This window comes from Pseudomonas sp. ICBG1301, from assembly GCF_016918385.1.
Lineage (GTDB): Bacteria > Pseudomonadota > Gammaproteobacteria > Pseudomonadales > Pseudomonadaceae > Aquipseudomonas > Aquipseudomonas palleroniana.
The window spans coordinates 463,398-488,939 of the sequence record NZ_JAEKGB010000005.1; the positions used below are offsets into that span (position 1 = coordinate 463,398).

Below are 25,542 nucleotides of genomic sequence, written 5' to 3' on the forward strand. Positions count from 1 at the left end.
CATGACCTGCCGGTCATTCGTTCTCGCTGCGGGTGTCCAGCATCCACTCGTCACCGTGCACCTGCAGGGTGAAAATGACCGGCCGGCAACACACTTGGCAGTCCTCTATATAAGTCTGGTCACCGCCAGACAGGTCCACCGTTGTCTCGACCTCTTCGCCACAATAAGGACATTCGTACAGTGCGGTTTCCAGCATCGCGGTCTCCCAGGTGACTTGTGCGTATAATCGCCGGTCTATTTACAGGGCTATTCACGGCAGAGCCAATATTGCGGCCGCACCCTGATGTTTCCTTCTACTTACCCTAGCCGTTTCTAACAAGAGAGCATGATGGGCGAATTCGATACCATCCGACCTTACAACGACAGCGAAGTCCCGGCAGTGCTGGCACGCCTGTTCAGTGACAAGGCCTTTCTGGACATCCTGACCCACTTCCGCTTCCCGCGCTTTGCCGGCGCCCTGGGCTGGTTGCTCAAGCCGATGATCGCGCGCAAATTGCGCCGCGAGTTTGCCGGCGTCACCACCGTGGCGACGCTGCAGGACAAAGTCGAGTATTACGTCGACCATACCATCGACCGGGCGACCGACGGCGTGACCTATACCGGCGTCGAGCAACTCAAATCGGGCACCGCCTACCTGTTCCTGGCCAACCACCGCGATATCGTGATGGACCCGGCCTTCGTCAACTACGCCGTGTACCACGCCGGCCTGCCGACACCCCGCATCGCCATTGGCGACAACCTGCTGCAAAAGCCGTTTGTCAGCGACCTGATGCGCCTGAACAAGAGCTTCATCGTGCACCGCTCGATCACCGGGCGAAAGGAGAAGATGGCGGCGTTCAACCTGCTGTCGGCCTACATCAATCATTCGATCCGCAACGACGGCCAGTCGATCTGGATCGCCCAGGCCGAAGGTCGCGCCAAGGATGGGGATGATCGCACCGAGTCGGCGATCCTCAAGATGTTCCACGTCAGCCGCAAGGACGAACCGTTTGCCGAGGTCATCCAGTCGCTGAACCTGACGCCGGTGTCCATCAGCTACGAATACGACCCCTGCGATGCGGCCAAGGCCCGTGAGCTGTATATCCGTGCCACAACCGGCACCTATAGCAAGGCCCCAGGCGAGGATGATGTGAGCATCGCCTTGGGTATCACCGGCTACAAGGGCCGAGTACACGTCAACTTCGCGCCGCCGATCACCGAACGCTTTGAAGACACCAAGCTGCTCGCCGTGGAAATGGACCGGCAGATCCTGGGTGGGTATCGACTGTTCCCGGTGCACTACCTGGCTTATGCACAGTGGAGTGATGCCGACCCTCAACTGCAGGTGCCGAAGGCAGCAGACCTGTTCCCGGCCGACGAACTGGCCAAGGCCAAAGCGGAATGGGAGCGGCGCTTGAACGAATGCCCGGCCGAGCACCGCCCGTACCTGGTGGTGCAATATGCAACACCGGTGCGCAATCAGTACCGGGTCAAGGCCGGAATGCCGCTGTAACCGCCGATGACACCTGTGGGAGGGGGCTTGCCCTCTCCCACAGATGTTTTTGCAGTGCTTTTTTTACAGATGGGTGCTGAGCCAGGAGGTGGCCAGCGCCAGCCCAAGGCAGGCAAACCCGACACGATAGGCCAGGCGATACGCCCGTTCGGTGTGTACATCCAGAAACAGCATCGGTTGGTCAACGGCGCGCTCTTCGCTTCGCGCGGTAAGATCGGCCATCGCACGCTGTGATCGCAGGCGGGTTATGAATAGCAGCGCGGCGCTCGGGCAGGCAACCAGTAGCGCGGCAGTATTGATGAGCAGTGCGGGCAGTGCCATCGCAAACCTCGATGTATCAGTGGCCTGGTATCAGCTCAGATACAAACCTGAACGATAGTCGCCTCCTGCGCCTTCCTGCTCCCTCCCCCATAGCGCTAATGTATCCAGTAATTTACAGCGTCACCTGAACGTCACCTTAACAAGCCACTCTGTTGCCCTTCGACGTTTGAGGAGCTTGTCATGCTGCACGCGCAAAACCAGGATCGACTGTATTGGGTCGCACAAAGCGACGAGCAAGAGGCGCTGGTCGGCAGCCTGGCATTCAACGTCCAAGACCGCCATTGGCTGGTGTATTGCGCCCTCGCCGGGCATCAGCATGCCGACCTGCCGGAGCTGGATCTGCTCACAGGTGTCAGTGTGCTGGAGCTTTATGTCGAAACGGCGGCATGAACATCACAGGCATAAAAAAACCGGGCTCATCACTGAACCCGGTTTTTTATTGAGCGGTGTTTACTGCGAGCCGAGCAACTGGCCGATGCTTGGGTCTTTGAACAGGCGGGTCAGGGCGTCGCTGAGCACGTCGCTGACCAGCTTGGTGTTGGTTTCCTGGTTCGGCGACATGCCGAAACGCTGGTCCAGGGAGGCGCCGTAACGGCCACTGTAGCGACGGGTGCCGGCAACGACGTCGGACTTGAACGTCGCGCCGATGGACGCTTCAGTCACATACAAGCCTTGTTTAGGCGACTGGTACTTCAGTTCGGCCAAGGTAATGGTCAGTTGAGGTGCGCCCGGCGAGTTGGCCGGCGTGAAACCCAGCAGGCGTACAGCCGCTTCGGCCTGGGCTTGCAGCTTGGGCAGCACATCCTGGCCGGTTACCGAAATAAGCGCGGTCTCAGGGTACAGGCCCCCGCGAGAGCCCAGGGTCGGCGACGGACGACCATCCACCACGCGTACCGACACCGGCTGGCCATGCCCCACAGGTGCCAACTGCGCAGTGACTTTAGGTTGCGGGCTGAGTTGTTGCGGGCTGTTGGCGCAGCCAACCAGCGTCAAACTGGTCACAGTGATCAAACCGAACAACAGGCGTTGCAACATACTCATTTCTCCAGAACTAGAGGCAAACAGGTCGCCAGTATAACGGTGCAGGCGCGCCGCTCACCAGCCATCCTGAACGGCAGCTGAAGGCACGCGGAAATTACAATTTCACATAATTTGGTCACTCCAGTGTCATGGCACACTGGCAACCTTCGAGCATGTAACGTAACAGGTACAAAACCATGCGCCTTCTCAAATCACTGTTCATGCCACGCGCCGACCATCGCCACTTTGCCCGGCTCGATGCCCGTGGCTATTGCCTGGCATTCAAGCAGTGCCGCCTGCCGCCCGTCGGTGAGGGTTGGGTGGAGGTGACGGAGACTCACCTGGGGTGGATGAACCGCCCGTTGCCGGCCAGCGCCCGGGTGCGCCCGTTGTCTGCGCATGCACAACCACCGCAAGCGTTGGCCTCCTGACCGAGGCGCTAATAAAAGTCATAAAACACGCCCATTTCCCTGGCGTTCTTCGCTACAATCTCCCCCCGATTATAAGGACGTCTCCTGATCGGGCCCCGCAGCATCGTTAATGCCCCGGCATTAACCCCCAAACCGCCCACAGAGAGCCGCCCACACAGATCGAGTGAAGCCGGCGCGCTTGCTGTTTTCTTGCAAACCACCCGCCTTTACCGAATCTGCCAGAGCTGCCATTGCGCTCGGCCACTTGAGTTGTTTGCCCGTTTTGCCGCGTGTCGGCAAGAACCTCGGGCCAGGTGCCAGGCTGGGGCAGCCCATTTTTGAGGTTCACGTCTTCAAAAGAGCGTGAAAAAACGGGTTTTCACAACTTCACAAGAGTGTGGCGAGCAAATGAATAGTTTTGCGTTTGTACAAGCACCATCAGCGTCTGGAACAGCCCAACACAGGACCGAGAACTCCCCGAAAACTGGAGCTTGAAACCTGTCCGCTACGGATTTGGTTGCACGAACCGCACGCTTTGACCATAAGTCGAATTGCCACAGGCGCCCATGAATGCGTTCATAGGCAGATTAGCCCGGCAGGAAGCGTGCGCTGAAGTTGCAAAAAAATTGCGAAGAATCGGACATGGCGATCCTGGCCATGGGTAACCTGGGGCAACACGTGAACCGCCCCGTCACTCCTGGCAGCCATGCCGTCAATTTGGTGCTGCAGATTTTGGAGACGCGTTAAATGGCGCATAACGAAGCAGTCGACGTAGTACTGGTAGGGGCCGGCATCATGAGTGCCACCCTGGCCGTACTGCTCAAAGAGCTCGACCCCGGCCTCAAGCTGGAAGTCGTTGAGCTGATGGACTCGGGTGCCGCGGAAAGTTCCAACCCGTGGAACAACGCCGGTACTGGCCACGCCGGGCTGTGCGAGCTGAACTACACGCCGCAGGCGGCTGACGGTTCCATCGACATTAAGAAAGCGGTGCACATCAACACCCAATTCGAGGTATCGAAGCAGTTCTGGGCCTACCTGACCAAGAAAGGCACGTTTGGCTCGTCCAAGTCCTTTATCAGCCCGGTGCCGCACCTGAGCTTCGTGCAGGGTGAAAAAGGCGTGTCTTTCCTCAAGAAGCGTTTTGAAACCCTCAGCCAGCACCACGCGTTTTCGGACATGCACTACACCGAAGACCGTAGCGAAATGGCCGAGTGGATGCCCTTGATGATGCCGGGTCGTCCGCTCGATGAAAAAATCGCCGCCACCCGTGTGATGAACGGCACTGACGTCAACTTCGGCGCCCTGACCAACCAACTGCTCAGCCACCTGACCAGCTCTGCAGACGCCCAGGTCAAGTACAGCAAGCGCGTTACCGGCCTCAAGCGCAATGGCGCGGGCTGGACCGTGAGCATCAAGGACGTCAACAGTGGCAACAGCCGCGAAGTGGATGCCAAGTTCGTGTTCCTCGGCGCCGGTGGCGCGGCCCTGCCGTTGCTGCAAGCCTCGGGTATCGAAGAAAGCAAAGGCTTTGGCGGTTTCCCGGTCAGCGGCCAATGGCTGCGTTGCGACAACCCGGAAGTGGTCAAGCACCACCAGGCCAAGGTCTACAGCCAGGCGGCCGTGGGTTCGCCACCGATGTCCGTCCCGCACTTGGACACCCGCGTGGTAGACGGCAAGAAATCCCTGCTGTTCGGGCCATACGCCGGCTTCACCACCAAGTTCCTCAAGCACGGTTCGTTCCTTGACCTGCCGCTGTCGGTCCGCGCCAGCAACATCGGCCCGATGCTCGCCGTCGCACGGGACAACATGGACCTGACCAAGTACCTGGTCAGCGAAGTGATGCAATCCATGGAGCAACGCCTGGAATCCTTGCGCCGCTTCTACCCTGAGGCGAAAGCCGAAGACTGGCGCCTGGAAGTTGCCGGCCAGCGGGTGCAGATCATCAAGAAAGATCCGAAGAAAGGCGGCGTGCTGCAATTCGGCACCGAGCTGGTCGCGGCCAAGGATGGATCGCTGGCGGCACTGCTGGGTGCATCCCCAGGTGCTTCGGTGACCGTTTCGATCATGCTGGAGTTGATCGAGAAGTGCTTCCCGGAGAAAGCCGCTGGTGAGTGGGCAGCCAAGCTGCACGAGATCTTCCCGGCACGGGAAAAGACCCTCGAAACCGATGCCGAGCTGTACCGCAAGATCAACACGCAAAACAACATCAGCCTGGAACTGGTTGAGCCTGCCGCCGAGACTGGTAGGAGCGAGCTTGCTCGCGAAGATCGTTAACGATAACGCAGCGCGCCTGGTTTAGCCCAGCGCCCTGGGGCTCTTCGCGAGCAAGCTCGCGCCTACAGAAGAGCCCATAAAAAACGCCCCGCCCTCTGCATGAGGACGGGGCGTTTTTTTATGTTCGGATAATCAGCCGCGAGCGTTTTCGATCAACTCGATGTACTCGTCCGCGTGACGCTGATCCTTGATCAGGTCGACAAAGGTCTGGCCCTGTTCATCCTTGCCATCGAGATCCAGGCCTGCAGCCTTGAAAAAGCCCAGGAACCGTTCGAAATCGTCGATACGCAAGCCACGGTAGGCCTTGATCAGTTTGTGCAGGGACGGTGAAGTCGCATCAGCCGGCTCGAAGTCCAGGAACAACTTGATCTGATCGTCACCGATCTCATCACCAATCACCTGTTTCTTATCTTTACGCATTACCGACTCCAGCCTGCAGACATTTACACGGGGATTGAAGTCTACCTGCGGGGCTCGGCCTTGTGTAGGCGAGGATCAAACCGCTCATTCGAACTGGGCAAGCATCCAGCGCTGGTATTGAGCGACCTCGGCATCGCCCTCGCGAGGCGCCCACTCGGCAAGCTCCCCTTCACCCACCGGGCGATACGGACCGGCTTTGCACTCAAACATGACGGTGTCCGGCTCCAGGACCGCCAGGCCGTGGAACACACCCGGCGGCAGATCGACGCCCGAGCACTCACCACCGGCCTGCATGACACGCTTGGCGATGACCTCGCCGGCCTCGTTGAATATCAACAAGCCCAAACGCCCTTTGAGCACCAACAAGGTTTCCGCCTTGTCCGCGCTCAGGTGCCGATGGGGGGGTACGTAGGTGGTGGGCTGCAGGCTCACCGCCAGGCGATGGCACGGCTCTTCCATCTGGTGAAAGTTGTGATGGTGCCGACCGCGTGGACTGCTGGCCGCTTTCTCGGCCAACTCAGCAAACAGCGATTGATCAAGAAAGCGGGCCATTCATTACATTCCTTTAACGGCGAAGATGCCATTGGCGTTACGCCAGTAGCCTTTGTAGTCCATACCATAACCGAAGATGTAGCGGTCGACGCACGGCAGGCCGACATAATCGGCTTTCAGGTCCGGGCGGGCTTTGCGGTCGTGGTCTTTGTCGATCAGCACGGCAGTGTGCACTTTGCGCGCGCCGGCGTGCTTGCAGAAGTCGATGATCGCGCCCAGGGTGTGCCCTTCATCGAGGATGTCGTCGATGATCAGTACGTCGCGGTCGATGAACGAGACTTCCGGCTTGGCTTTCCAGAACAGATCGCCGCCGCTGGTTTCATTGCGATAGCGCGTAGCGTGCAGGTAGGACGCTTCAAGAGGGAAGTGCAGGTGCGTCAGCAATTTGCCGGCGAAGATCAGGCCACCGTTCATCACACAGAAAACCACCGGGTTGGTGTCGGCCATTTCGCGAGTGATGTGCGCTCCAACCTCGGCGATCGCTGCTTCGACTTGCGCTTCGGTGTACAGGCAGTCAGCCTCGCGCATGATTTGACGGATATGCTCGAGATCAGCGGACATGGCGCTCTCCAAGGGGTGCTGTGGCAAGAAAAGCGGGCGAAGGTACGCTTCTCGTGCGCTCCAATCAAGCCTTTATGGACTAACGTACTTGATGTCTATAGGACAACACCCTCGGATAGATTAATCTAGGCCGGTTTTTTTGCCCGCTGCCGGAGCCTTCCCCATGCCCACTCGCGAGATCCGCCACCCGCTGATCCGACACAAACTCGGCCTTATGCGCCGTGCCGATATCAGTACCAAGAACTTCCGTGAGCTTGCTCAGGAAGTCGGAGCGCTGCTCACTTACGAAGCCACCAAGGATTTGCCCCTGGAAAGCTACGAGATCCCAGGTTGGGCCGGTCCCGTCCAGGTCGAGAAAATCGCCGGCAAGAAGATTACCGTGGTGCCGATCCTGCGCGCCGGTATCGGCATGCTCGAAGGCGTGCTCAGCCTGATTCCAGGCGCCAAGGTCAGCGCCGTCGGCGTGGCCCGCAATGAAGAAACCCTGCAGGCGCACACTTACCTGGAAAAACTCGTTCCGGAAATCAACGAACGCCTGGCAATGATCATCGACCCGATGCTCGCCACCGGCAGTTCCATGGTCGCCACCATTGACCTGCTGAAAAAGGCCGGTTGCAAGGACATCCGCGCCATGGTGCTGGTCGCCGCCCCCGAAGGCATTGCCGCCGTCGAGAAGGCCCACCCCGACGTGCAGATCTACACCGCATCCATCGACGAGCGCCTGAACGAACACGGCTACATCATCCCTGGCCTGGGCGATGCCGGTGACAAGATCTTCGGCACCAAACAGAAGGACGCGTGAACATGCAGGATGAATTCAACGACCCGCTTTGGCGCCAGATCCTGTCTGGCGCACAAATGCTCTTCGTGGCATTTGGCGCGCTGGTGTTGATGCCGCTGATCACAGGTCTGGATCCAAACGTCGCGCTGTTCACCGCCGGCCTGGGGACGCTGTTGTTCCAGGTGGTGACGGGGCGGCAGGTGCCGGTGTTCCTGGCATCGAGCTTCGCGTTCATCACCCCGATCATTCTCGCCAAGGGCCAGTTCGGCCTGGCAGCGACCATGGGCGGCGTGATGGCGGCCGGTTTCGTTTATACCTTCCTGGGCCTGGCGGTGAAGATCAAGGGCACCGGGTTCATTGACCGGTTGCTGCCGCCAGTGGTCATCGGCCCGGTGATTATCTCCATCGGCCTGGCCATGGCGCCGATTGCCGCCAATATGGCGATGGGTAAGGCCGGTGATGGCAGCGAGCTGATTCATTACCAGACCGCCATGATGATCTCGATGCCGGCCTTGCTGACCACCTTGATCGTGGCGGTGTTCGGCAAGGGTATTTTCCGCCTGGTGCCGATCATCTCCGGGGTACTGGTGGGTTTCGCCATGTCGTTCTACTTTGGCGTGGTCGATACGGCGAAGATCGCCGCCGCCCCCTGGTTCGCCCTGCCCCACTTCACTGCGCCGGAATTCAACTGGCAGGCGATTCTGTTTATCGTGCCGGTAGCCCTGGCCCCGGCGATCGAACATATCGGTGGTGTGATTGCGGTGGGCAGCGTGACCGGTCGCGACTACCTGAAGAAACCGGGCCTGCACCGTACTTTGCTGGGTGACGGGATCGCCACCACGGCCGCCGGCCTGTTTGGTGGCCCGCCGAATACCACCTACGCCGAAGTGACCGGCGCGGTGATGCTGACCAAGAACTACAACCCTAAAATCATGACCTGGGCCGCAATTTTTGCCATCAGCCTGGCATTTATCGGTAAGTTCGGCGCATTGCTGCAAAGCATTCCGGTACCCGTGATGGGCGGCATTCTATGCCTGCTGTTCGGCTCGATTGCCGCAGTGGGGATGAACACGCTGATCCGCCACAAGATCGACCTGGGTGAGGCACGCAACCTGGTGATTGTGTCCGTGACCCTGGTGTTCGGTATCGGCGGTGTACTGGTAGGCACCGGCACTGGCCCGGATGATTTCGGCCTCAAGGGCATCGCCCTGTGCGCGGTGGTGGCGATTGGTTTGAACCTGCTGCTGCCGGGTAATGATGGCTGGAAGAACAAGCAGTCTGACAAGCCGTTGATCTAACAAAATGTGGGAGGGGGCTTGCTCCCGATGGCGGAGTGTCAGTCGATACATGATTGACTGATCTACTGCCATCGGGAGCAAGCCCCCTCCCACATTTTTTGATCTCCAGTGTCGCTTAGAGCTCGCCGAGCCCATCGACCAGCGCCTGGTTCTGCTCAGGCGTGCCGATGCTGATCCGCAGGAACTGGGCAATCCGCTCCTGTTTGAAGTGCCGTACGATCACACCCCGCTCACGCAACTTGGCCGCCAGGCCGGCTGCGTCGTGCCGAGGGTGGCGGGCAAAGATGAAGTTGGCTGCCGACGGCAACACTTCAAAGCCTTTGCCTTCCAGTTGTGCGACCAGTGTGTTGCGACTGTCGATCACTTGCTTGCACGTTTTCTCGAAGTACTCACGGTCCTCGAACGCTGCCGTCGCGCCGACAATCGCCAGGCGATCCAGCGGGTAGGAGTTGAAGCTGTTCTTGACCCGCTCCAGCGCCTCGATCAGGTCCGGGTGGCCTACGGCCAGGCCTACCCGCAAACCGGCCAGTGAGCGCGATTTGGACAGGGTCTGGGTCACCAGCAGGTTCGGGTAGCGGTCCACCAGGCTGATAGCGGTTTGGCCACCGAAGTCGATATAGGCTTCATCGACCACCACCACCGAATCCGGGCTGGCCTTGAGAATCTGCTCCACTGCCTCCAATGCCATCACGCAGCCGGTCGGCGCGTTCGGGTTGGGGAAAATGATCCCGCCGTTAGGCTTGGCGTAATCGGCCACACGAATCTGGAACTGCTCGTCCAACGGCACCGGGTCGGACTTGATGCCGTACAGGCCGCAGTACACCGGATAAAAGCTGTAGCTGATGTCTGGAAACAGCAGCGGCAAGTCATGCTGGAACAGACCATGGAAGATGTGTGCCAGGACTTCATCGGAACCATTGCCGAGGAATACTTTGCCGGCGTCGACCCCGTAATACTTGGCCACGGCCTGCTTGAGCAGGTCGCTGTTGGGGTCCGGGTACAGGCGCAGATTGTCATTCAACTCGGCCTGCATGGCCGCCAGTGCCTTGGGCGAGGGGCCATAGGGGTTTTCATTGGTGTTGAGCTTGACCAGCTTGGTCAACTTGGGTTGCTCGCCGGGCACGTAAGGCACCAGGTCCTTGACGAAAGGGCTCCAGAATTTGCTCATGCCTTACTCTCCCTTGAGGATGCGATATTCGGCGCTGCGCGCGTGCGCACTCAGCGATTCACCACGGGCCAGCACCGAGGCGGTCTTGCCCAACTCGGAGGCGCCCTGCGGCGAACAGAAGATGATCGACGAACGCTTCTGGAAGTCATACACCCCCAGCGGCGACGAGAAACGCGCGGTGCCGGAAGTCGGCAGTACGTGGTTAGGACCTGCACAGTAGTCGCCCAGGGCTTCGCTGGTGTGGCGGCCCATGAAGATCGCTCCGGCGTGCCGAATCGACGGCAGCCAGGCCTGCGGGTCGGCCACGGACAATTCCAGGTGTTCCGGCGCGATGCGGTTGGCCACTTCGATGGCTTGCTCCATGTCGCGAGCCAGAATCAGCGCGCCCCGGCCATTGATCGACTTCTCGATGATCTCGGCGCGCTCCATGGTCGGCAGCAGCTTATCGATACTGGCGGCGACCTTGTCGAGGAACTCGGCATCCGGGCTGACCAGAATTGCCTGGGCGTCTTCGTCATGCTCAGCCTGGGAGAACAGGTCCATGGCGATCCAGTCCGGGTCGGTGTGGCCGTCGCACACCACGAGGATTTCCGAAGGACCGGCGATCATGTCGATCCCCACCTGGCCGAACACATGACGCTTGGCGGTGGCCACATAGATGTTGCCCGGCCCCACCACCTTATCGACCTTCGGCACGCTCTCGGTGCCGTAGGCCAAGGCTGCAACGGCTTGGGCGCCGCCAATGGTAAACACGCGGTCGACACCCGCGATGCACGCCGCCGCCAGCACCAACTCGTTGATTTCGCCGCGCGGGGTGGGCACCACCATGACCACTTCGGTCACGCCGGCCACTTTGGCCGGGATCGCGTTCATCAACACCGACGACGGGTACGAAGCTTTACCACCCGGCACGTACAGGCCGGCGCGGTCCAGCGGCGTGACCTTCTGGCCCAGCACGGTGCCATCGGCTTCGGTATAGCTCCACGAGTCCTGTTTCTGCTTTTCGTGGTAGCTGCGCACCCGCGCCGCCGCGACTTCCAGGGCTTCGCGCTGGGTTGCGGTGATGCGCGTCAGGGCCAGTTCCAGGCGTTCGCGGGGCAGGATCAAGTCGGCCATGGACTTGACGTCCAGGCCGTCGAATTGGCGGGTGAAGTCCACCAGCGCTGCGTCACCGCGCTCGCGCACGGCCTTGATGATGTCGAGCACTCGCTGGTTGACCGAGTCGTCGGACACGCTTTCCCAGCTCAGCAGATGATCCAGATGATGGGCGAAATCCGGGTCGGCAGCATTGAGTCGGGCAATTGCAGTGGACGTGGTCATAGCGAGGGCCTCATAGGATTGGCAAAAATGCTCAGGCGCCGAAAGTTAGCAGTCGATCCGCTTGGGCACCTGAGAATTCTGGCTATGAGGCGGATAGACGGGCGCGACCTAAGGCCGCGCGGGTAGGTCAACCGCGGTGTCGAGACTCCACTGCCTTGCGCAGGGTGTCGATCAACGCCTGAATACGGGCGTGTTGCATTTTCATGGAAGCTTTGTTGACGATCAGACGCGAGCTGATGTCAGCAATGAAATCCTGGGGTTCCAGGCCGTTGGCACGCAGGGTGTTGCCGGTGTCGACGACGTCGATGATCTTGTCGGCCAGGCCAATCAGCGGCGCCAACTCCATCGAACCGTAGAGCTTGATGATGTCGACCTGACGACCCTGCTCGGCGTAGTAGCGCTTGGCAACGTTGACGAACTTGGTGGCAACCCGCAGACGACCCTTGGGTTCGACGTCGCCGACACGACCGGCAGTCATCAGCTTGCACAGGGCAATACGCAGGTCCAACGGCTCGTACAGGCCCTGGCCACCGTATTCCATCAGCACGTCTTTACCGGCGACACCGAGGTCGGCCGCGCCATGTTCAACATAGGTCGGCACGTCGGTAGCCCGCACGATCAACAGGCGAACGTCGTCCTGGGTCGTGGGGATGATCAGCTTGCGGCTCTTGTCCGGATTCTCGGTCGGCACGATGCCCGCTTCAGCCAGAAGCGGCAAAGTGTCGTCAAGGATGCGGCCCTTGGACAGTGCGATGGTCAACATGGGAAACGTCAGTCCTTCATCAGGCTATTGCTGTCCGGGCGCAAACGGCGCCAGACACAGATCGAGGCCATTACAGCCTCGACTTGAAATAACGGCAAACTTCATTGTAGTGAGCGGGCTTGCCCCGCGCTGGAGTGCGTAGCGCTCCCAAGATTTTTAGGGCCGCTTCGCAGCCCAGCGCGGGGCAAGCCCGCTCACTACAGTGATAGCGGACTAGCCCGGTACGCGGCGGATCTTCGCACCGAGCATCTGCAGCTTCTCTTCGATGCACTCGTAGCCACGGTCTATGTGGTAGATGCGATCGATCAGGGTGTCGCCTTTGGCACACAGTGCCGAAATCACCAGGCTGGCCGAAGCACGCAGGTCGGTCGCCATCACCGGCGCGCCCTTGAGCTCATCGATGCCGGTAACGATAGCGGTGTTGCCCTCGACCTGGATCTTGGCACCCATGCGGTGCAGCTCGTACACGTGCATGAAGCGGTTTTCGAAGATGGTCTCGATCACGGCGCCCGTGCCTTCGGCAATTGCGTTCAAGGAAATGAACTGCGCTTGCATGTCAGTCGGGAACGCTGGGTAAGGAGCAGTGCGCAAGTTAACGGCCTTGGCCCGCTTGCCGTGCATGTCCAGCTCGATCCAGTCTTCACCGGTGGTGATTTCAGCACCGGCTTCCTTGAGTTTTTCCAGGACGGCTTCGAGGATGGTCGGATCGGTGTCCTTGACCTTCACGCGGCCACCGGTCACGGCGGCGGCAACCAGGTAAGTGCCGGTTTCGATACGGTCCGGCATCACTTTGTAGGTAGCCGAGTGCAGACGCTTCACACCGTCGATGGTAATGGTGTCGGTGCCGGCGCCGCTGATGTTGGCACCCATGGCGATCAGGAAATTCGCCAGGTCGACCACTTCCGGCTCACGCGCGGCGTTTTGCAGGACGCTGCGACCATTGGCCAGGGCAGCGGCCATCATGATGTTCTCGGTACCGGTCACACTGACGGTATCGAAGAAGAAGTTGGCTCCACGCAAGCCGCCTTCCGGCGCCTTGGCCTTGATGTAGCCGCCTTCCACGTCGATGATCGCGCCCATGGCTTCAAGGCCACGGATGTGCAGGTCAACCGGGCGCGAACCGATGGCACAACCGCCAGGCAGGGCCACTTCGGCTTCGCCGAAACGGGCAACCATCGGGCCCAATACCAGGATCGACGCACGCATGGTTTTCACCAATTCATACGGGGCAACCAGGGTCTTGATGGTGCGCGGGTCGATTTCGACCGCCAGTTTCTCGTCTATGACCGGCTCGATACCCATGCGACCGAACAGTTCGATCATGGTGGTGATGTCGTGCAGGTGCGGCAGGTTGGCCACAGTCACCGGGCCATCGCACAGCAGGGTCGCTGCCAGGATCGGCAAGGCGGAGTTTTTCGCACCGGAAATGCGAATCTCGCCATCAAGGCGGGCACCACCGGTAATAATCAATTTATCCATAAGAATCTCGACGCCTTGGGGGCTCAGGTGCGCTCGGACCAAGCCGCGCGGCTGAAAAATTTCATAGTGACCGCGTGGATGCTGCCATCGGTGATCCACGGGTTCAAATGGGCATAGATCTGCTGTTGACGCTTGACCGGGCTCAATGCCGCCAGTTCATCGCTAATCACGTTCAGCTGGAAATTGCAGCCTTCGCCTTCAACTTCTACGATCGTTTCCGGCAGCTTTCCTTCAAGGAAGCTCTTAACTTCTAGGGCCTGCATGCTCAACCTCTATCGGCGCCCAGTGCGCACGGGTCGCACATCATACAAAAAAGCCCCGCGCCTGCGAACCCCGCATAGCAGGACTCTGACGGGGGGCTTTCTTGATAATAGCTATTAAGGATGCGCCAACAGCTCGGTCAGGCCACTGACCTGGGCAATTTCACGCATATCTTCGGGCAACGCGCGGATACTCACAGGCTTTTTCGCAGCCTCGGCATCACGCATGAAGCACAGCAACAATGACAAGCCGACGCTGCTGGACTTGGTCACTGCCGAGCAATCGAGCACCAAAGCGGGCGAAGTGCTGGACTTGATCAACGCCTGGCCCTGCTTGCGCAGCGCAGGCCCGGTGCGGTAGTCCAGCACGCCGCTGAGCAGCAGCTCGCCGGCATCGCCAAGACGAACAGCCGACTCGGTCATTGTGCGGACTTCCCAGCTTCTTTATCGGAAGCTTCCTTGGCCTTGGCCACTTCACCCGCCCAACCATTGATGGTCTTGTCCAGGTCGTTGCCGTTGCGCTGCATGGCATCGGCGAACTGGTCACGGAACAGCTTGCCGATATTGATGCCGTTGATGATCACGTTGCGCAGCTTCCACTCGCCGTTGACCTTCTCCAGCGTGTACTGCACAGGGTAGACGGCGCCGTTGTTGCCTTTGACGCTCATGTTCACGCTGGTGCGGTCGCCCGACTCATCGCCGGCCGGAGCAACGGTAATGCCCTGGTTGTTGTACTCAAGCAGCGCATTGCCGTAGAACTGGAACAGGCCCCTCTTGAAGTTTTCCTGGAAGGTCTGCATCTGCGCTGGGGTTGCCTTGCGCGAGTACTTGACCGTCATGATGCTTCTGGAAATGCCTTCGGCGTCAACCACAGGCCCGACAATGGTGTTCAGGGCGTTGTAGAACTGGCTTGGGTCTTGTTTGTATTGCTCTTTGTTGGCTTTCAAGTCAGCCAGCATCTTGTTGGTCGTGTCCTGCACCAGATCGTGCGCAGAACCTGCCGCGTTGGCCATCAGCGGCAGCGCTGCAAGCAGTACCAGCAGGCCGCGTCGCAAGGTAGAGATCATGAACAGGTTCCTCATTTGGCGTCTTTATTGACCGTATTGAGCAGGAATTTACCGATCAGGTCTTCAAGCACCAACGACGACTGTGTGTCGTGGATTGTCGAACCATCCTTGAGCAGGGCTGTTTCCCCGCCCACGCTGATACCGATGTATTTTTCGCCCAGCAGACCCGCAGTGAGGATAGATGCAGTGGAGTCCGTCGGCAGATTATCTACCTTCTTATCCACCTGCATGGTCACTCGGCCGGTGAAGCTGTCGCGATCCAGATCGATTGCCGTGACCTTGCCGATGGTCACACCGGCCATGGTCACTTTAGCTCTGACCGTCAAACCGGCGATATTGTCAAAGTATGCGTAAAGTTTATAAGTATCGGCGGTGGGGCTGGCCGAAAGGCCGCTGACGCGCAGCGCCAGCAACAGTAAAGCCAGGATGCCAGCCAGCAAGAAAAGGCCGACACCGATTTCCACAGTGCGGTTTTGCATCAGAAATCTCCAAACATCAAGGCGGTCAAAATGAAGTCAAGGCCCAGTACGGCCAGCGAGGCGTACACAACGGTCTTGGTGGTGGCGCGACTGATCCCTTCTGAGGTGGGCTCACAGTCGTAGCCTTGGAATACGGCGATCCAGGTCACTACAAAGGCAAAAACGATACTCTTGATGATGCCGTTGAGCACATCGCCACTGAACGTCACGCTGTTTTGCATGTTGGCCCAGTAGGAGCCGTCATAGACCCCCAGCCAGTCCACCGCCACCCAAGAGCCGCCCCAGATACCCACCACGCTGAAAATCATCGCCAGCAATGGAAGGGAAATGAAGCCGGCCCACAGGCGCGGGGCAACAATGTATTTGAGCGGGTCTACGCCGATCATTTCCAGGCTGGACAGTTGCTCGGTGGACTTCATGTTGCCGATCTCGGCAGTCAGCGCCGAACCGGCGCGCCCGGCGAACAGCAACGCGGTGACCACCGGACCAAGCTCACGCAGCAGCGTCAGGGCGACCATCTGCCCTACCGCCTGCTCCGAACCGTAGCTGGAAAGAATATTGAAGCCCTGCAATGCCAGCACCATGCCGATGAATACGCCCGAGACGACGATGATCACCAGGGACATCACGCCGACCGCATGCAGCTGCTTGACCAGCAACCCAAAGCCGCCGCCAATGCCGCCGCGACCGAGCAAGGCGTGAAACAGGAAAATAGTCGAGCGACCCAGCACTTCGACGATGTCGATGCCTGAGCGGCCGAAAAGGCGAACCTTCTCGATAAGAGATGTCTTGCGCATCAGCGCTTCCCCAGAAGATCTGAGCGGTAGTCCGCTGCCGGAAAGTGAAAAGGCACCGGGCCATCGGGATCGCCGGTCATGAACTGGCGGATACGCGGGTTATCGGCATTCATCAGCTCCTCCGGCGTACCCTGCCCCAGCACCTGGCCATCACCCACTACATAGAGGTAGTCAGCGATGCTCGCGGTTTCGGCCAGATCGTGGGACACCACGATGCTGGTGATCCCCAGCGCATCATTGAGCAGGCGGATCAGGCGCACCAGCACGCCCATGGCGATGGGGTCCTGGCCGACGAAAGGCTCGTCATACATGAGGATCTGTGGGTCGAGGGCAATAGCCCGCGCGAGGGCGACACGGCGTTTCATGCCGCCGGACAACTCGTCGGGCATCAGGTCGATGGCACCACGAAGGCCAACGGCCTGCAGTTTCAACAACACGATGTCACGGATCATCTCGTCGGACAGCTGGGTATGCACCCGCAGCGGAAACGCTACATTTTCGAAAACATCGAGGTCGGTAAACAGCGCGCCGCTCTGGAACAGCACCCCCATGTGCTTGCGCGCATCGAACAGATCGCTGCGCGACAGCGTCGGCAGGTTCTGGCCATTGACCCACACTTCACCGGCACTGGGGCGCAATTGCATGCCCATCAGGCGCAATAAGGTGGTTTTGCCACAGCCGGAAGGCCCCATGATTCCCGTGACCTTGCCACGGGGAATGCGAATATCGACGTTATTGAAGATGCTGCGCGTCCCGCGCTTGAAGGTAAGGCCCTTCAGCTCGACCGCGTAGGCGTTATCGGCACTCATCTAATCTCCTTGGGATGCAGCCTTTCACTCAGACACCCGGTATGCGACTTTCGTTAGCAACGCCTGCGCAATAATTATCCACATGGGCTGAGCGGACCGAACTGGCGGCGAACTATATCACTGCTGGTACAGCGCCCCCAAGGCCGGAACAGCGCTTGTTCAGATTCACGACAGGGAAAAAACGTTGCTGAGCACGAATCTCAAGCGCTCAGCGAATAAAGCCTGACGAACTTGCGTGAGGGAATTGATCATTACCGCTATAATCGCCGACTTTTCGTCAGGCTATACGACTTCAGACATGAGCCAATCCAGCGACCTCATTGAATCCGCACAACGTACCATTCGCCTCGAACTGGAAGCCGTAGAAGGTTTACTGGCCCATATCGACGCGGATTTCGTGCGCGCCTGCGAGATGATCCTGGCCAGTAAGGGCCGCGTTGTCGTGGTCGGCATGGGCAAATCCGGCCATGTCGGCAACAAGATTGCCGCCACACTGGCAAGCACCGGCACCACCGCGTTTTTTGTACATCCGGCCGAAGCCAGCCATGGCGACATGGGCATGATCACCAAGGATGACATCATCCTGGCGCTGTCCAACTCCGGCACCACCAACGAAATCGTGACCTTGCTGCCGCTGATCAAGCGCCTGGGCATCAAGATGATCAGCCTCACCGGCAACCCGGAATCGACGCTGGCCAAGGCTGCCGAAGTCAACTTGAACGTGCATGTGGCCCATGAAGCCTGCCCACTGAACCTGGCTCCCACCTCTTCGACCACCGCGGCCCTGGTCATGGGCGACGCCCTGGCCGTAGCGCTGCTGGAGGCTCGCGGCTTTACCGCTGAAGACTTCGCGTTCTCCCACCCGGGCGGCGCCCTGGGCCGTCGCCTGCTGCTGAAGGTGGAAAACGTCATGCATGCCGGCGATGAACTACCCCACGTCCAACGCAGCACGTTGCTCAAGGACGCGTTGATGGAGATGACCCGCAAGGGCCTGGGCATGACCGTGATCCTGGAGACCGACGGACGCCTGGCCGGAGTCTTCACCGACGGCGACCTGCGCCGAACCCTGGACCGTACCATTGATATCCACACCGCAACCATCGATGCGGTGATGACGCCCCACGGCAAGACGGCCCGCCCGGAAATGCTCGCGGCCGAAGCCCTGAAAATCATGGAAGACCACAAGATCGGCGCGCTGGTGGTAGTCGACAGCGACGACCGCCCGATTGGCGCGTTGAACATGCACGACTTACTGCGTGCGGGAGTGATGTAAATGACCGACGACCTGCTGCAACGCGGCAAGAACATCAAACTGGCGATTTTCGACGTCGATGGCGTGCTGACCGATGGCCGCCTGTATTTCCTCGAGGATGGCAGCGAATTCAAGACTTTCAACACGCTTGATGGCCAAGGCATCAAAATGTTGATGGCCGCGGGCGTGCAAACCGCGATTATCAGCGGTCGAAAAACACCCGTTGTGGAACGCCGCGCACAAAACCTGGGGATTCCTCACCTCTATCAGGGCCGTGAGGATAAACTGGTGGTTCTGGACGAGCTTCTTGGCCAACTCAACCTAAGCTATGAGCAGGTCGCCTACTTGGGCGATGACCTGCCCGACCTGCCGGTCATTCGCCGGGTGGGCCTGGGCATGGCCGTCGCGAACGCCGCAGCCTTTGTGCGTGAACACGCGCATGGCGTCACCACTGCCCGTGGCGGTGAAGGTGCCGCCCGCGAGTTCTGCGAATTGATCCTGCGCGCCCAGGGCAGTCTTGAAGCGGCCCACGCCGCCTACCTATAGAGCGTTTTATGCTGAGCAAAAAGATTCGCAACTTCCTGTTATTCGGAGTCATCGCCGCGATCTTCCTGGCGGTGGGCTACTGGAATATCAGCCCGGAGCGCTTCCTCGACAAACCTGTCGTGCAGGTTGATGCAGGCGCTATCGACTATTACGCAACCAACGCCTACAGCGTGCAGTTCCTGCCCGACGGCAAGGTGCAGTACGAGATGACGGCGGACAAGGTCGAACATTTGAAAGCGTCCGAGGTCACTTTGCTGACCAACCCGGACATGAACCTGTACCGTGGCACCGAGTTCCCTTGGCATGTCACGAGCCTGCGCGGCGAAGTCAACCCGGACGGCACCCAGGTAGAGTTGATCGACTCGGTACGCATTGCGCGCACCGACGAACAGAAGCGCGACACCATCATCACCAGCAGTCGCATGACCGTATTCCCACAACAGCAATATGCGCAGACCGAGCAAGACGTTAGAATCGACGGCGCTGGCGGTGTATCGACTGGCAAGGGAATGAAAGCGTATTTGAAAGAAAGCAGGATACACCTGCTATCGAACGTAAGAGGACAGTATGAGGCTCGTTAAAACCCTCCCTATTTTGCTCGGTCTGGGCGCAGCACTGGGAAGCGTGAGCGCCTGGGCTCTGCCGAACGATAGCCAGCAACCGATCCATATTTCGGCTGACGACGCGCAACTGGATGATAAGCGAGGCGTTGCGACCTACACCGGCGCCGTGATCATCACGCAAGGCTCGATGAAAATCACCGGCAACACGGTGACGCTCACTCGCACCCCCGCTGGCGACATCGACGTGGTGACCTCGGTGGGCAACCTGGCTTACTTCGAGCAGAAGCAAGCTGCGACCGATCCGGGGCCGATGAAGGGCTACGGCAAGACCATCCAGTACCACGCCCAGCAAAACCGCATCATTTTGATCGACCAGGCCAAAGTGATCAGCACCGACGGCAACTCCACGGAAGGTGAAAAAATCACCTATGACACCGTGAAACAGATCGCCAACGCCGGTCGTGCCAATGGCAACAAGGTCACAGCACCTCGTCCGCGTATCGACATGGTTATCCAGCCGAAGAAGAAGGCCGAGTAATGGCAACCCTGAAAGCCCAGCATCTGGCCAAGGCCTATAAAAGCCGTCAGGTCGTGCGCGACGTCAGCTTGTCGATCGACAGTGGCCAGATCGTCGGTTTGCTCGGTCCCAACGGTGCCGGCAAGACCACTTGCTTCTATATGATCGTCGGCCTGGTCCAGGCGGATCAGGGTCGCGTACTGATCGACGACCTGGACGTCAGCCACCAGCCCATGCACGGTCGTGCTCGGGCTGGTATCGGCTATCTTCCGCAGGAAGCGTCGATCTTCCGCAAACTGTCGGTGGCCGACAACATCATGGCGATTCTGGAGACCCGCAAGGAACTCGACCGTGATGGCCGCCGCAAAGAGCTGGAAAGCCTGCTGCAGGAATTCCACATCAACCACATTCGCGACAACCTCGGCATGAGCCTGTCCGGTGGTGAGCGTCGCCGAGTGGAGATCGCCCGCGCCCTGGCCACCGCACCGAAGTTCATCCTGCTGGACGAACCGTTTGCCGGCGTCGACCCGATCTCGGTTGGCGACATCAAACAGATCATCCACCACCTCAAGGCCAAGGGCATCGGCGTACTGATCACCGATCACAACGTTCGCGAGACGCTGGATATCTGTGAAACCGCCTATATCGTCAACGATGGCCAACTGATCGCCGAAGGTGACTCCGCGACCATCCTGGCCAACGAACTGGTCAAGGAAGTGTACCTGGGCCACGAGTTCCGCCTGTAAACACCGCGGTGTCACGGCTATTGGCCAATGCGCGCGGTAGTCAATAAAAACCTCAGGCTTTTTATTGTTACCGCGCTCTAGGCAAAGCCCCCGATATCAGGCATATAATTTGCTTATGTTTGGCGCTCACGCGCCCTGTCGTGGATGGCGCAATGCGCCGGCGAATAAGGTGTTAAGCCCCTGCCATGAAACCATCGCTAGTCCTGAGAATGGGCCAGCAGCTGACGATGACACCGCAGCTGCAACAGGCCATCCGCCTGCTCCAATTGTCGACCCTGGACCTGCAACAGGAAATCCAGGAGGCCCTGGAGTCCAATCCGATGCTCGAACGCCAGGAAGACGGCGACGACTTCGATAATACGGACCCGCTGGCCGACAACATCGAGCAAAAACCCAACTCCGACGTGCAGGAACCCTCCTATCAGGAAACCGCCCCTACGGTGGACAACCTCGAGGACGGCGAATGGAACGAACGCATCCCCAACGAGCTTCCAGTGGATACCGCCTGGGAAGACGTCTATCAGACCAGTGCCAGCAGCCTGCCCAGCAGCGACGATGACGAGTGGGACTTCACCACCCGCACGTCCGCCGGCGAGAGCCTGCAAAGCCATCTGTTGTGGCAGTTGAACCTGGCGCCGATGTCCGACACCGACCGCCTGATCGCCGTCACCCTGATCGACTGCATCAACAACCAGGGCTACCTGGACGAAACCCTTGATGAAATCCTCGAGGCATTCGACCCGGAACTGGACATCGAACTGGACGAAATCGAAGCCGTCCTGCACCGCATCCAGCAGTTCGAGCCCGCCGGCATCGGCGCCCGTACGCTCAGCGAGTGCCTGCTGCTGCAACTGCGCCAACTGCCCGCCAAGACCCCCTGGCTGGTCGAAGCCCAGCGCCTGGTGACCGACTATATCGACCTGCTGGGCAGCCGCGACTACAGCCAGTTGATGCGCCGCATGAAGCTCAAGGAAGACGACCTGCGCCACGTGATCGAGCTGGTACAGAGCCTCAACCCGCGCCCAGGCTCACAAATCGAGTCCAGCGAAGCCGAGTATGTCGTGCCCGACGTAATCGTGCGCAAGGACAATGAGCGCTGGCTCGTCGAGCTGAACCAGGAGTCGGTGCCGCGCCTGCGAGTCAACCCGCAATATGCAGGCTTTGTGCGCCGCGCCGACACCAGCGCCGACAACACCTTCATGCGCAACCAATTGCAGGAAGCCCGCTGGTTCATCAAGAGCCTGCAAAGCCGCAACGAAACCCTGATGAAAGTGGCCACCCAGATCGTCGAGCATCAGCGCGGCTTCCTGGAGTATGGCGACGAAGCGATGAAACCGCTTGTGCTGCACGATATCGCCGAAGCAGTGGGCATGCACGAGTCGACGATTTCCCGGGTAACCACGCAAAAATTCATGCATACCCCCCGGGGTATTTATGAGTTGAAATACTTTTTCTCAAGCCACGTCAGCACCTCCGAAGGCGGCGAATGCTCGTCCACGGCAATCCGCGCGATCATCAAAAAACTGGTTGCCGCGGAAAATCAGAAAAAGCCATTGAGTGACAGTAAGATCGCTGGTTTACTGGAGGCACAAGGCATTCAGGTCGCCCGTCGAACCGTCGCCAAGTACCGCGAGTCCCTCGGGATCGCGCCTTCCAGCGAGCGTAAGCGTTTGATGTGACGGGCGGGCCACAGCGTTCCAGTGGCAGGCACCCCGGCCTGCCGCTTTATGCACTGGCAACGAAGGAGAAGCTGTATGCAAGTCAACATCAGTGGACACCAGCTGGAAGTCACCAAACCCCTGCGTGAATACACCGAAAGCAAGCTGAACAAGCTTGCGGGGCATTTTGACAAGATCACCAACGTGCAGGTCATCATGGAGGTCGATAAGCTCAAGCAGAAAATCGAGGCCACCCTGCACGTACCGAATGCCAAGCTCGTCGCCAATGCGGAACATGAAGACATGTACGCGGCGATCGACTCGCTCTACGACAAGCTCGACCGCCAACTCATAAAGCATAAGGAAAAGAATCTGCACCTGATGCAAGGTACAGGTCGCTAACTCCCCTCCCATGATCCGACTTGAAACCATCCTGACCCCCGGCCGTTCCCTTGTGAACGTGCCGGGCGGCAGCAAGAAAAAAGCCCTCGAACAAATTGCCAACCTGATCAGCCGCGAAGTGCCGGATCTGGAGATGCAGGATGTCTTCGAGGCGCTGGTTGCCCGTGAAAAACTCGGCTCTACCGGTTTTGGCAATGGCATCGCCATTCCGCACTGCCGACTCAAAGGTTGCGAAGCTCCCGTGAGCGCCCTGCTACACCTGGAAGCACCCATCGATTTCGACGCCATCGACGGCGCCCCGGTCGACCTGCTGTTCGTGCTACTGGTCCCACAGGCTGCCACCGACGCACACCTGGAACTGCTTCGGCAGATCGCCAGCATGCTCGACCGCAAGGAAGTACGCGACAAACTACGCAGCGCCAGCAGCAACGAGGCGCTCTATCAGGTTGTCCTGGATGAACAAAACGGGCAGTAATCATGCGTTTGATCATCGTCAGCGGCCGTTCCGGCTCAGGTAAAAGCACCGCCCTCAATGTTCTTGAGGACAACGGTTTTTATTGCATCGACAACTTACCCGCCGGTCTGCTGCCTGAATTGGCGGAACGTGCGTTGATCCATACCGAACTGGCGCAACCGTTGGTGGCCGTATCGATTGACGCCCGCAACCTGCCCAGCCACCTCTCCCGCTTCCCGGAGTTGCTCGAGGAAGTACGCGCCAAGCACATTCATTGCGACGTGCTGTATCTGGATGCCGACGAAGAGACGCTGCTCAAACGCTTCTCGGAAACCCGTCGACGTCATCCGCTCAGCAGCCCACATCGATCTCTGGCTGAAGCCATTGAGGACGAAACCACGTTGCTGGGGCCGATCATTGACCTCGCCGACCTGAAGATCAACACCACCAGCCTCAACCTGTACCAACTACGCGACGCGATCAAGCTGCGCCTGTTGAACCAGCCCGAGCCCGGCACCGCGTTTCTCGTGGAGTCGTTCGGCTTCAAGCGCGGCATGCCGGTGGATGCCGACCTGGTGTTCGATGTCCGCTGCTTGCCTAACCCCTACTGGAAGCCAGAGCTGCGCGACCAGTCCGGGCTGGATCAACCCGTTATCGACTACCTTGCAGCACAGCCGGATGTAGAGGATATGTTCCAGGATATCTCTACTTACCTGCTTAAATGGTTGCCGCGCTTCGCCGCGAGCAATCGGGCCTATGTCACGATTGCCATTGGTTGCACCGGCGGCCATCACCGCTCTGTCTATTTGACCGAACGACTGGGCCAGGTTTTGCAACACACCCTCAAGAACGTCCAGGTTCGCCACCGCGACCTTAGCTGAAAGGAACACCCCCGCGATGCCCGCTCTGGAAATTGAAATCATCAACAAGCTCGGCTTGCACGCCCGGGCTTCCGCCAAATTCGTCGGCGTTGCCGGGCAGTTCCCCTGCCAGATTCGCGCCGGCCGCACCCCGGAATCGATGGTCGATGGCAAAAGCATCATGGCCATGATGATGCTGGCTGCCGGCAAGGGCACCCGGATCCACCTGAAGACGGAAGGCGAGCAGGAACAGGAAGCGATGGACGCCTTGGTGAAGTTGATCAACAACTACTTTGATGAGGGTGAGTAAACCCACCCGTTGAAAACTGCGTGGAGCTGAAACGGCTTCACCCCAACGCAGTATCCATGACCATCATCAGGCAAAACCCGATACACAGCCCCAGGCTGGCGAGCTTTTCGTGACCATTGCGCCTCGATTCGGGGATCACTTCATGGGTTACCACCAGCAACATCGCACCGGCGGCCAACGCCAGCCCCAATGGCAACAGCACCTCGGCCAGGCTTACCAGCCATGCGCAAAGCACGGCAAAGACAGGCTCGACCAACCCGGATGCAGCACCGATCAAGAATGCCTTGAACCGTGACATCCCTGCCCCCGCTAATACCAGCGCTATCACCAGACCTTCAGGCACGTCCTGCAGGGCAATGCCCATGGCCAAACTGTCGGCATCGGGTACGCCACCCCCAGCGGAGACGCCCACCGCCATACCTTCCGGAATGTTGTGGGCAATGATCGCGAACACAAATAGCCAGATACGCGGCGGGATTACCGGCTTGTCCGGTGTCCCCACCAATATTTCGGGGCTGGCACCAGAAACCTTGCGATCAACCAGATACAGCCAGAAAGCACCCAGCATGATGCCGAAGCTGATCAATCCGCTCGCGCCCCAGGGCGATAGCCCGAGGTTCTGGGCGGCAGAGATACCCGGCACGACCAACGAGAACGCGGTCGCCGCCAACATCACCCCCGCACCAAATCCCAGCAGGGAATCACTCAGTGCGACCGGCATGCGCCGAATCACCAGCACCGGGACCGCCCCCAACGCCGTGCCAAGCGCACAGATCGCCCCGCCCTGCAGGGCACGCAGAATGCGTGGTTCCAGGCCCAGCCAGGCCAGCCCATGGGCCACCAGCAACGCAGTACCTGCCAATAGCAGCAGCGAGCCAAACGCATAGCGAAACAGGCGCCCGCTGCCGATCGTCAGTGTTTCAGTGCCCATTGGTCACCCTTGGATCTTGTTATAGGGAGGTG

General features: G+C 59.4%; 33 protein-coding genes. 16 read left to right on the forward strand and 17 right to left on the reverse strand.

Annotated elements, in window-relative coordinates:
• Positions 1-13: 13 nt before the first annotated feature.
• Entirely contained in the window at positions 14-196 is a 183-nt protein-coding gene (locus JBE38_RS15060; RefSeq protein ID WP_060754969.1) for a CPXCG motif-containing cysteine-rich protein, read from the reverse strand.
• 132 nt (positions 197-328) lie between these two features.
• Here JBE38_RS15060 and JBE38_RS15065 point away from each other — a divergent pair, with 132 nt between their 5' ends.
• A complete protein-coding gene (locus tag JBE38_RS15065; RefSeq protein ID WP_174554023.1) occupies positions 329-1,492 on the forward strand; it encodes a 1-acyl-sn-glycerol-3-phosphate acyltransferase in 1,164 nt (387 codons plus the stop codon).
• A 63-nt stretch (positions 1,493-1,555) separates the two neighbouring features.
• Here the strand turns inward: JBE38_RS15065 and JBE38_RS15070 are convergent, their stop codons facing one another.
• Positions 1,556-1,813 carry a hypothetical protein gene (locus JBE38_RS15070; RefSeq protein ID WP_090366722.1) on the reverse strand — a complete coding sequence of 86 codons (258 nt, stop codon included), beginning with the start codon at positions 1,811-1,813 and terminating at the stop codon, positions 1,556-1,558.
• Positions 1,814-1,993: 180 nt separating this feature from the next.
• On the opposite strand from JBE38_RS15070, the gene JBE38_RS15075 reads away from it, so the two are divergent.
• Complete coding sequence (locus tag JBE38_RS15075) at positions 1,994-2,203, forward strand: hypothetical protein (RefSeq protein WP_060754966.1); 210 nt, start codon at positions 1,994-1,996, stop codon at positions 2,201-2,203.
• 60 nt (positions 2,204-2,263) lie between these two features.
• Here the strand turns inward: JBE38_RS15075 and JBE38_RS15080 are convergent, their stop codons facing one another.
• Positions 2,264-2,848 carry a YajG family lipoprotein gene (locus JBE38_RS15080; protein WP_060754965.1) on the reverse strand — a complete coding sequence of 195 codons (585 nt, stop codon included), beginning with the start codon at positions 2,846-2,848 and terminating at the stop codon, positions 2,264-2,266.
• Positions 2,849-3,030: 182 nt separating this feature from the next.
• Here JBE38_RS15080 and JBE38_RS15085 point away from each other — a divergent pair, with 182 nt between their 5' ends.
• Positions 3,031-3,264 (forward strand): hypothetical protein, encoded by a 234-nt coding sequence (locus JBE38_RS15085; RefSeq protein ID WP_060754964.1) that lies wholly within the window; start codon positions 3,031-3,033, stop codon positions 3,262-3,264.
• A gap of 726 nt (positions 3,265-3,990) precedes the next feature.
• Entirely contained in the window at positions 3,991-5,517 is a 1,527-nt protein-coding gene (mqo, locus tag JBE38_RS15090) for a malate dehydrogenase (quinone) (RefSeq protein WP_060754963.1), read from the forward strand.
• 132 nt (positions 5,518-5,649) lie between these two features.
• On the opposite strand, the gene JBE38_RS15095 is transcribed toward mqo, so the two are convergent.
• The 3 genes from JBE38_RS15095 to JBE38_RS15105 form a co-directional block, all read right to left on the reverse strand.
• Positions 5,650-5,937 carry a PA4642 family protein gene (locus JBE38_RS15095; RefSeq protein WP_060754962.1) on the reverse strand — a complete coding sequence of 96 codons (288 nt, stop codon included), beginning with the start codon at positions 5,935-5,937 and terminating at the stop codon, positions 5,650-5,652.
• Positions 5,938-6,021: 84 nt separating this feature from the next.
• Positions 6,022-6,489, reverse strand: coding sequence for a WbuC family cupin fold metalloprotein (locus tag JBE38_RS15100; protein WP_060754961.1), 468 nt, complete (start codon positions 6,487-6,489; stop codon positions 6,022-6,024).
• Between the two features lie 3 nt (positions 6,490-6,492).
• Positions 6,493-7,050, reverse strand: a complete 558-nt coding sequence (locus tag JBE38_RS15105; RefSeq protein WP_060754960.1) for a hypoxanthine-guanine phosphoribosyltransferase — start codon at positions 7,048-7,050, stop codon at positions 6,493-6,495.
• A 163-nt stretch (positions 7,051-7,213) separates the two neighbouring features.
• Here JBE38_RS15105 and upp point away from each other — a divergent pair, with 163 nt between their 5' ends.
• Positions 7,214-7,852, forward strand: a complete 639-nt coding sequence (upp, locus tag JBE38_RS15110) for a uracil phosphoribosyltransferase (RefSeq protein ID WP_024073483.1) — start codon at positions 7,214-7,216, stop codon at positions 7,850-7,852.
• A 2-nt stretch (positions 7,853-7,854) separates the two neighbouring features.
• Positions 7,855-9,129 (forward strand): uracil-xanthine permease family protein, encoded by a 1,275-nt coding sequence (locus JBE38_RS15115; protein ID WP_060754959.1) that lies wholly within the window; start codon positions 7,855-7,857, stop codon positions 9,127-9,129.
• A gap of 115 nt (positions 9,130-9,244) precedes the next feature.
• On the opposite strand, the gene hisC is transcribed toward JBE38_RS15115, so the two are convergent.
• From hisC to JBE38_RS15165, 10 genes are all read right to left on the reverse strand, one after another.
• Positions 9,245-10,297: a histidinol-phosphate transaminase gene (gene hisC, locus JBE38_RS15120; protein ID WP_205344580.1), complete on the reverse strand. Its 1,053-nt coding sequence runs from the start codon at positions 10,295-10,297 to the stop codon at positions 9,245-9,247.
• Between the two features lie 3 nt (positions 10,298-10,300).
• A complete protein-coding gene (hisD, locus tag JBE38_RS15125; protein ID WP_205344581.1) occupies positions 10,301-11,617 on the reverse strand; it encodes a histidinol dehydrogenase in 1,317 nt (438 codons plus the stop codon).
• A 127-nt stretch (positions 11,618-11,744) separates the two neighbouring features.
• On the reverse strand, positions 11,745-12,380 hold the full coding sequence (gene hisG, locus JBE38_RS15130) for an ATP phosphoribosyltransferase (protein ID WP_003188599.1): 636 nt from the start codon (positions 12,378-12,380) through the stop codon (positions 11,745-11,747).
• Positions 12,381-12,593: 213 nt separating this feature from the next.
• The gene (gene murA / locus JBE38_RS15135; protein WP_060754956.1) at positions 12,594-13,859 is read right to left on the reverse strand and encodes a UDP-N-acetylglucosamine 1-carboxyvinyltransferase; all 1,266 of its coding nucleotides are present in this window, start codon (positions 13,857-13,859) and stop codon (positions 12,594-12,596) included.
• A gap of 23 nt (positions 13,860-13,882) precedes the next feature.
• Positions 13,883-14,122 carry a BolA family protein gene (locus JBE38_RS15140; protein WP_060754955.1) on the reverse strand — a complete coding sequence of 80 codons (240 nt, stop codon included), beginning with the start codon at positions 14,120-14,122 and terminating at the stop codon, positions 13,883-13,885.
• Between the two features lie 114 nt (positions 14,123-14,236).
• A complete protein-coding gene (locus tag JBE38_RS15145) occupies positions 14,237-14,542 on the reverse strand; it encodes an STAS domain-containing protein (protein WP_126870642.1) in 306 nt (101 codons plus the stop codon).
• Positions 14,539-15,186 (reverse strand): MlaC/ttg2D family ABC transporter substrate-binding protein, encoded by a 648-nt coding sequence (locus JBE38_RS15150; RefSeq protein WP_090366737.1) that lies wholly within the window; start codon positions 15,184-15,186, stop codon positions 14,539-14,541. Before JBE38_RS15150 ends, JBE38_RS15145 begins: the two co-directional genes overlap by 4 nt.
• Before the next feature lie 11 nt (positions 15,187-15,197).
• Positions 15,198-15,665 (reverse strand): outer membrane lipid asymmetry maintenance protein MlaD, encoded by a 468-nt coding sequence (mlaD, locus tag JBE38_RS15155; RefSeq protein ID WP_010170575.1) that lies wholly within the window; start codon positions 15,663-15,665, stop codon positions 15,198-15,200.
• Positions 15,665-16,462: a lipid asymmetry maintenance ABC transporter permease subunit MlaE gene (gene mlaE / locus JBE38_RS15160; protein WP_060754952.1), complete on the reverse strand. Its 798-nt coding sequence runs from the start codon at positions 16,460-16,462 to the stop codon at positions 15,665-15,667. Before mlaE ends, mlaD begins: the two co-directional genes overlap by 1 nt.
• Complete coding sequence (locus JBE38_RS15165) at positions 16,462-17,271, reverse strand: ATP-binding cassette domain-containing protein (RefSeq protein WP_003171811.1); 810 nt, start codon at positions 17,269-17,271, stop codon at positions 16,462-16,464. The genes mlaE and JBE38_RS15165 overlap by 1 nt, the downstream gene beginning before the upstream one ends.
• Before the next feature lie 298 nt (positions 17,272-17,569).
• Between JBE38_RS15165 and JBE38_RS15170 the strand changes: the two genes are divergently transcribed.
• From JBE38_RS15170 to JBE38_RS15215, 10 genes are all read left to right on the forward strand, one after another.
• Positions 17,570-18,544, forward strand: coding sequence for a KpsF/GutQ family sugar-phosphate isomerase (locus JBE38_RS15170; protein WP_090366739.1), 975 nt, complete (start codon positions 17,570-17,572; stop codon positions 18,542-18,544).
• Complete coding sequence (locus JBE38_RS15175; RefSeq protein WP_090366741.1) at positions 18,545-19,069, forward strand: KdsC family phosphatase; 525 nt, start codon at positions 18,545-18,547, stop codon at positions 19,067-19,069.
• An 8-nt stretch (positions 19,070-19,077) separates the two neighbouring features.
• Positions 19,078-19,650 (forward strand): LPS export ABC transporter periplasmic protein LptC, encoded by a 573-nt coding sequence (gene lptC, locus JBE38_RS15180; RefSeq protein WP_060754949.1) that lies wholly within the window; start codon positions 19,078-19,080, stop codon positions 19,648-19,650.
• Positions 19,637-20,170, forward strand: a complete 534-nt coding sequence (gene lptA / locus JBE38_RS15185; RefSeq protein ID WP_205344582.1) for a lipopolysaccharide transport periplasmic protein LptA — start codon at positions 19,637-19,639, stop codon at positions 20,168-20,170. Before lptC ends, lptA begins: the two co-directional genes overlap by 14 nt.
• A complete protein-coding gene (lptB, locus tag JBE38_RS15190) occupies positions 20,170-20,895 on the forward strand; it encodes an LPS export ABC transporter ATP-binding protein (RefSeq protein ID WP_003171806.1) in 726 nt (241 codons plus the stop codon). Before lptA ends, lptB begins: the two co-directional genes overlap by 1 nt.
• 185 nt (positions 20,896-21,080) lie before the next feature.
• The gene (locus tag JBE38_RS15195) at positions 21,081-22,574 is read left to right on the forward strand and encodes an RNA polymerase factor sigma-54 (protein ID WP_205344583.1); all 1,494 of its coding nucleotides are present in this window, start codon (positions 21,081-21,083) and stop codon (positions 22,572-22,574) included.
• A gap of 75 nt (positions 22,575-22,649) precedes the next feature.
• Positions 22,650-22,955: a ribosome hibernation-promoting factor, HPF/YfiA family gene (hpf, locus tag JBE38_RS15200; protein WP_003171804.1), complete on the forward strand. Its 306-nt coding sequence runs from the start codon at positions 22,650-22,652 to the stop codon at positions 22,953-22,955.
• Between the two features lie 10 nt (positions 22,956-22,965).
• Positions 22,966-23,430 carry a PTS IIA-like nitrogen regulatory protein PtsN gene (gene ptsN, locus JBE38_RS15205; RefSeq protein WP_090366748.1) on the forward strand — a complete coding sequence of 155 codons (465 nt, stop codon included), beginning with the start codon at positions 22,966-22,968 and terminating at the stop codon, positions 23,428-23,430.
• A 2-nt stretch (positions 23,431-23,432) separates the two neighbouring features.
• Positions 23,433-24,290, forward strand: a complete 858-nt coding sequence (gene rapZ, locus JBE38_RS15210) for an RNase adapter RapZ (RefSeq protein ID WP_060754945.1) — start codon at positions 23,433-23,435, stop codon at positions 24,288-24,290.
• A gap of 16 nt (positions 24,291-24,306) precedes the next feature.
• On the forward strand, positions 24,307-24,579 hold the full coding sequence (locus JBE38_RS15215) for an HPr family phosphocarrier protein (RefSeq protein WP_060754944.1): 273 nt from the start codon (positions 24,307-24,309) through the stop codon (positions 24,577-24,579).
• A 37-nt stretch (positions 24,580-24,616) separates the two neighbouring features.
• Here the strand turns inward: JBE38_RS15215 and JBE38_RS15220 are convergent, their stop codons facing one another.
• Positions 24,617-25,510, reverse strand: coding sequence for a ZIP family metal transporter (locus JBE38_RS15220; RefSeq protein WP_060754943.1), 894 nt, complete (start codon positions 25,508-25,510; stop codon positions 24,617-24,619).
• Positions 25,511-25,542 lie beyond the last annotated feature (32 nt).

Bases quoted from the DNA above. Each gene is read 5' to 3' on its own strand.
- JBE38_RS15095 (WP_060754962.1), bottom strand. From the start codon at position 5,937: ATGCGTAAAGATAAGAAACAGGTGATTGGTGATGAGATCGGTGACGAT.
- hpf (WP_003171804.1), top strand. From the start codon at position 22,650: ATGCAAGTCAACATCAGTGGACACCAGCTGGAAGTCACCAAACCCCTG.
- JBE38_RS15165 (WP_003171811.1), bottom strand. From the start codon at position 17,271: ATGAGTGCCGATAACGCCTACGCGGTCGAGCTGAAGGGCCTTACCTTC.
- JBE38_RS15085 (WP_060754964.1), top strand. From the start codon at position 3,031: ATGCGCCTTCTCAAATCACTGTTCATGCCACGCGCCGACCATCGCCAC.
- JBE38_RS15175 (WP_090366741.1), top strand. From the start codon at position 18,545: ATGACCGACGACCTGCTGCAACGCGGCAAGAACATCAAACTGGCGATT.
- mlaD (WP_010170575.1), bottom strand. From the start codon at position 15,665: ATGCAAAACCGCACTGTGGAAATCGGTGTCGGCCTTTTCTTGCTGGCT.
- upp (WP_024073483.1), top strand. From the start codon at position 7,214: ATGCCCACTCGCGAGATCCGCCACCCGCTGATCCGACACAAACTCGGC.
- JBE38_RS15080 (WP_060754965.1), bottom strand. From the start codon at position 2,848: ATGTTGCAACGCCTGTTGTTCGGTTTGATCACTGTGACCAGTTTGACG.
- JBE38_RS15060 (WP_060754969.1), bottom strand. From the start codon at position 196: ATGCTGGAAACCGCACTGTACGAATGTCCTTATTGTGGCGAAGAGGTC.
- JBE38_RS15100 (WP_060754961.1), bottom strand. From the start codon at position 6,489: ATGGCCCGCTTTCTTGATCAATCGCTGTTTGCTGAGTTGGCCGAGAAA.
- rapZ (WP_060754945.1), top strand. From the start codon at position 23,433: ATGCGTTTGATCATCGTCAGCGGCCGTTCCGGCTCAGGTAAAAGCACC.
- JBE38_RS15145 (WP_126870642.1), bottom strand. From the start codon at position 14,542: ATGACCGAGTCGGCTGTTCGTCTTGGCGATGCCGGCGAGCTGCTGCTC.
- JBE38_RS15070 (WP_090366722.1), bottom strand. From the start codon at position 1,813: ATGGCACTGCCCGCACTGCTCATCAATACTGCCGCGCTACTGGTTGCC.
- lptA (WP_205344582.1), top strand. From the start codon at position 19,637: ATGAGGCTCGTTAAAACCCTCCCTATTTTGCTCGGTCTGGGCGCAGCA.
- JBE38_RS15105 (WP_060754960.1), bottom strand. From the start codon at position 7,050: ATGTCCGCTGATCTCGAGCATATCCGTCAAATCATGCGCGAGGCTGAC.
- JBE38_RS15115 (WP_060754959.1), top strand. From the start codon at position 7,855: ATGCAGGATGAATTCAACGACCCGCTTTGGCGCCAGATCCTGTCTGGC.
- JBE38_RS15170 (WP_090366739.1), top strand. From the start codon at position 17,570: ATGAGCCAATCCAGCGACCTCATTGAATCCGCACAACGTACCATTCGC.
- ptsN (WP_090366748.1), top strand. From the start codon at position 22,966: ATGATCCGACTTGAAACCATCCTGACCCCCGGCCGTTCCCTTGTGAAC.
- hisD (WP_205344581.1), bottom strand. From the start codon at position 11,617: ATGACCACGTCCACTGCAATTGCCCGACTCAATGCTGCCGACCCGGAT.
- JBE38_RS15140 (WP_060754955.1), bottom strand. From the start codon at position 14,122: ATGCAGGCCCTAGAAGTTAAGAGCTTCCTTGAAGGAAAGCTGCCGGAA.
- murA (WP_060754956.1), bottom strand. From the start codon at position 13,859: ATGGATAAATTGATTATTACCGGTGGTGCCCGCCTTGATGGCGAGATT.
- JBE38_RS15065 (WP_174554023.1), top strand. From the start codon at position 329: ATGGGCGAATTCGATACCATCCGACCTTACAACGACAGCGAAGTCCCG.
- lptC (WP_060754949.1), top strand. From the start codon at position 19,078: ATGCTGAGCAAAAAGATTCGCAACTTCCTGTTATTCGGAGTCATCGCC.
- hisG (WP_003188599.1), bottom strand. From the start codon at position 12,380: ATGTTGACCATCGCACTGTCCAAGGGCCGCATCCTTGACGACACTTTG.
- JBE38_RS15195 (WP_205344583.1), top strand. From the start codon at position 21,081: ATGAAACCATCGCTAGTCCTGAGAATGGGCCAGCAGCTGACGATGACA.
- JBE38_RS15150 (WP_090366737.1), bottom strand. From the start codon at position 15,186: ATGATCTCTACCTTGCGACGCGGCCTGCTGGTACTGCTTGCAGCGCTG.
- hisC (WP_205344580.1), bottom strand. From the start codon at position 10,297: ATGAGCAAATTCTGGAGCCCTTTCGTCAAGGACCTGGTGCCTTACGTG.
- mqo (WP_060754963.1), top strand. From the start codon at position 3,991: ATGGCGCATAACGAAGCAGTCGACGTAGTACTGGTAGGGGCCGGCATC.
- mlaE (WP_060754952.1), bottom strand. From the start codon at position 16,462: ATGCGCAAGACATCTCTTATCGAGAAGGTTCGCCTTTTCGGCCGCTCA.
- JBE38_RS15075 (WP_060754966.1), top strand. From the start codon at position 1,994: ATGCTGCACGCGCAAAACCAGGATCGACTGTATTGGGTCGCACAAAGC.
- lptB (WP_003171806.1), top strand. From the start codon at position 20,170: ATGGCAACCCTGAAAGCCCAGCATCTGGCCAAGGCCTATAAAAGCCGT.
- JBE38_RS15215 (WP_060754944.1), top strand. From the start codon at position 24,307: ATGCCCGCTCTGGAAATTGAAATCATCAACAAGCTCGGCTTGCACGCC.
- JBE38_RS15220 (WP_060754943.1), bottom strand. From the start codon at position 25,510: ATGGGCACTGAAACACTGACGATCGGCAGCGGGCGCCTGTTTCGCTAT.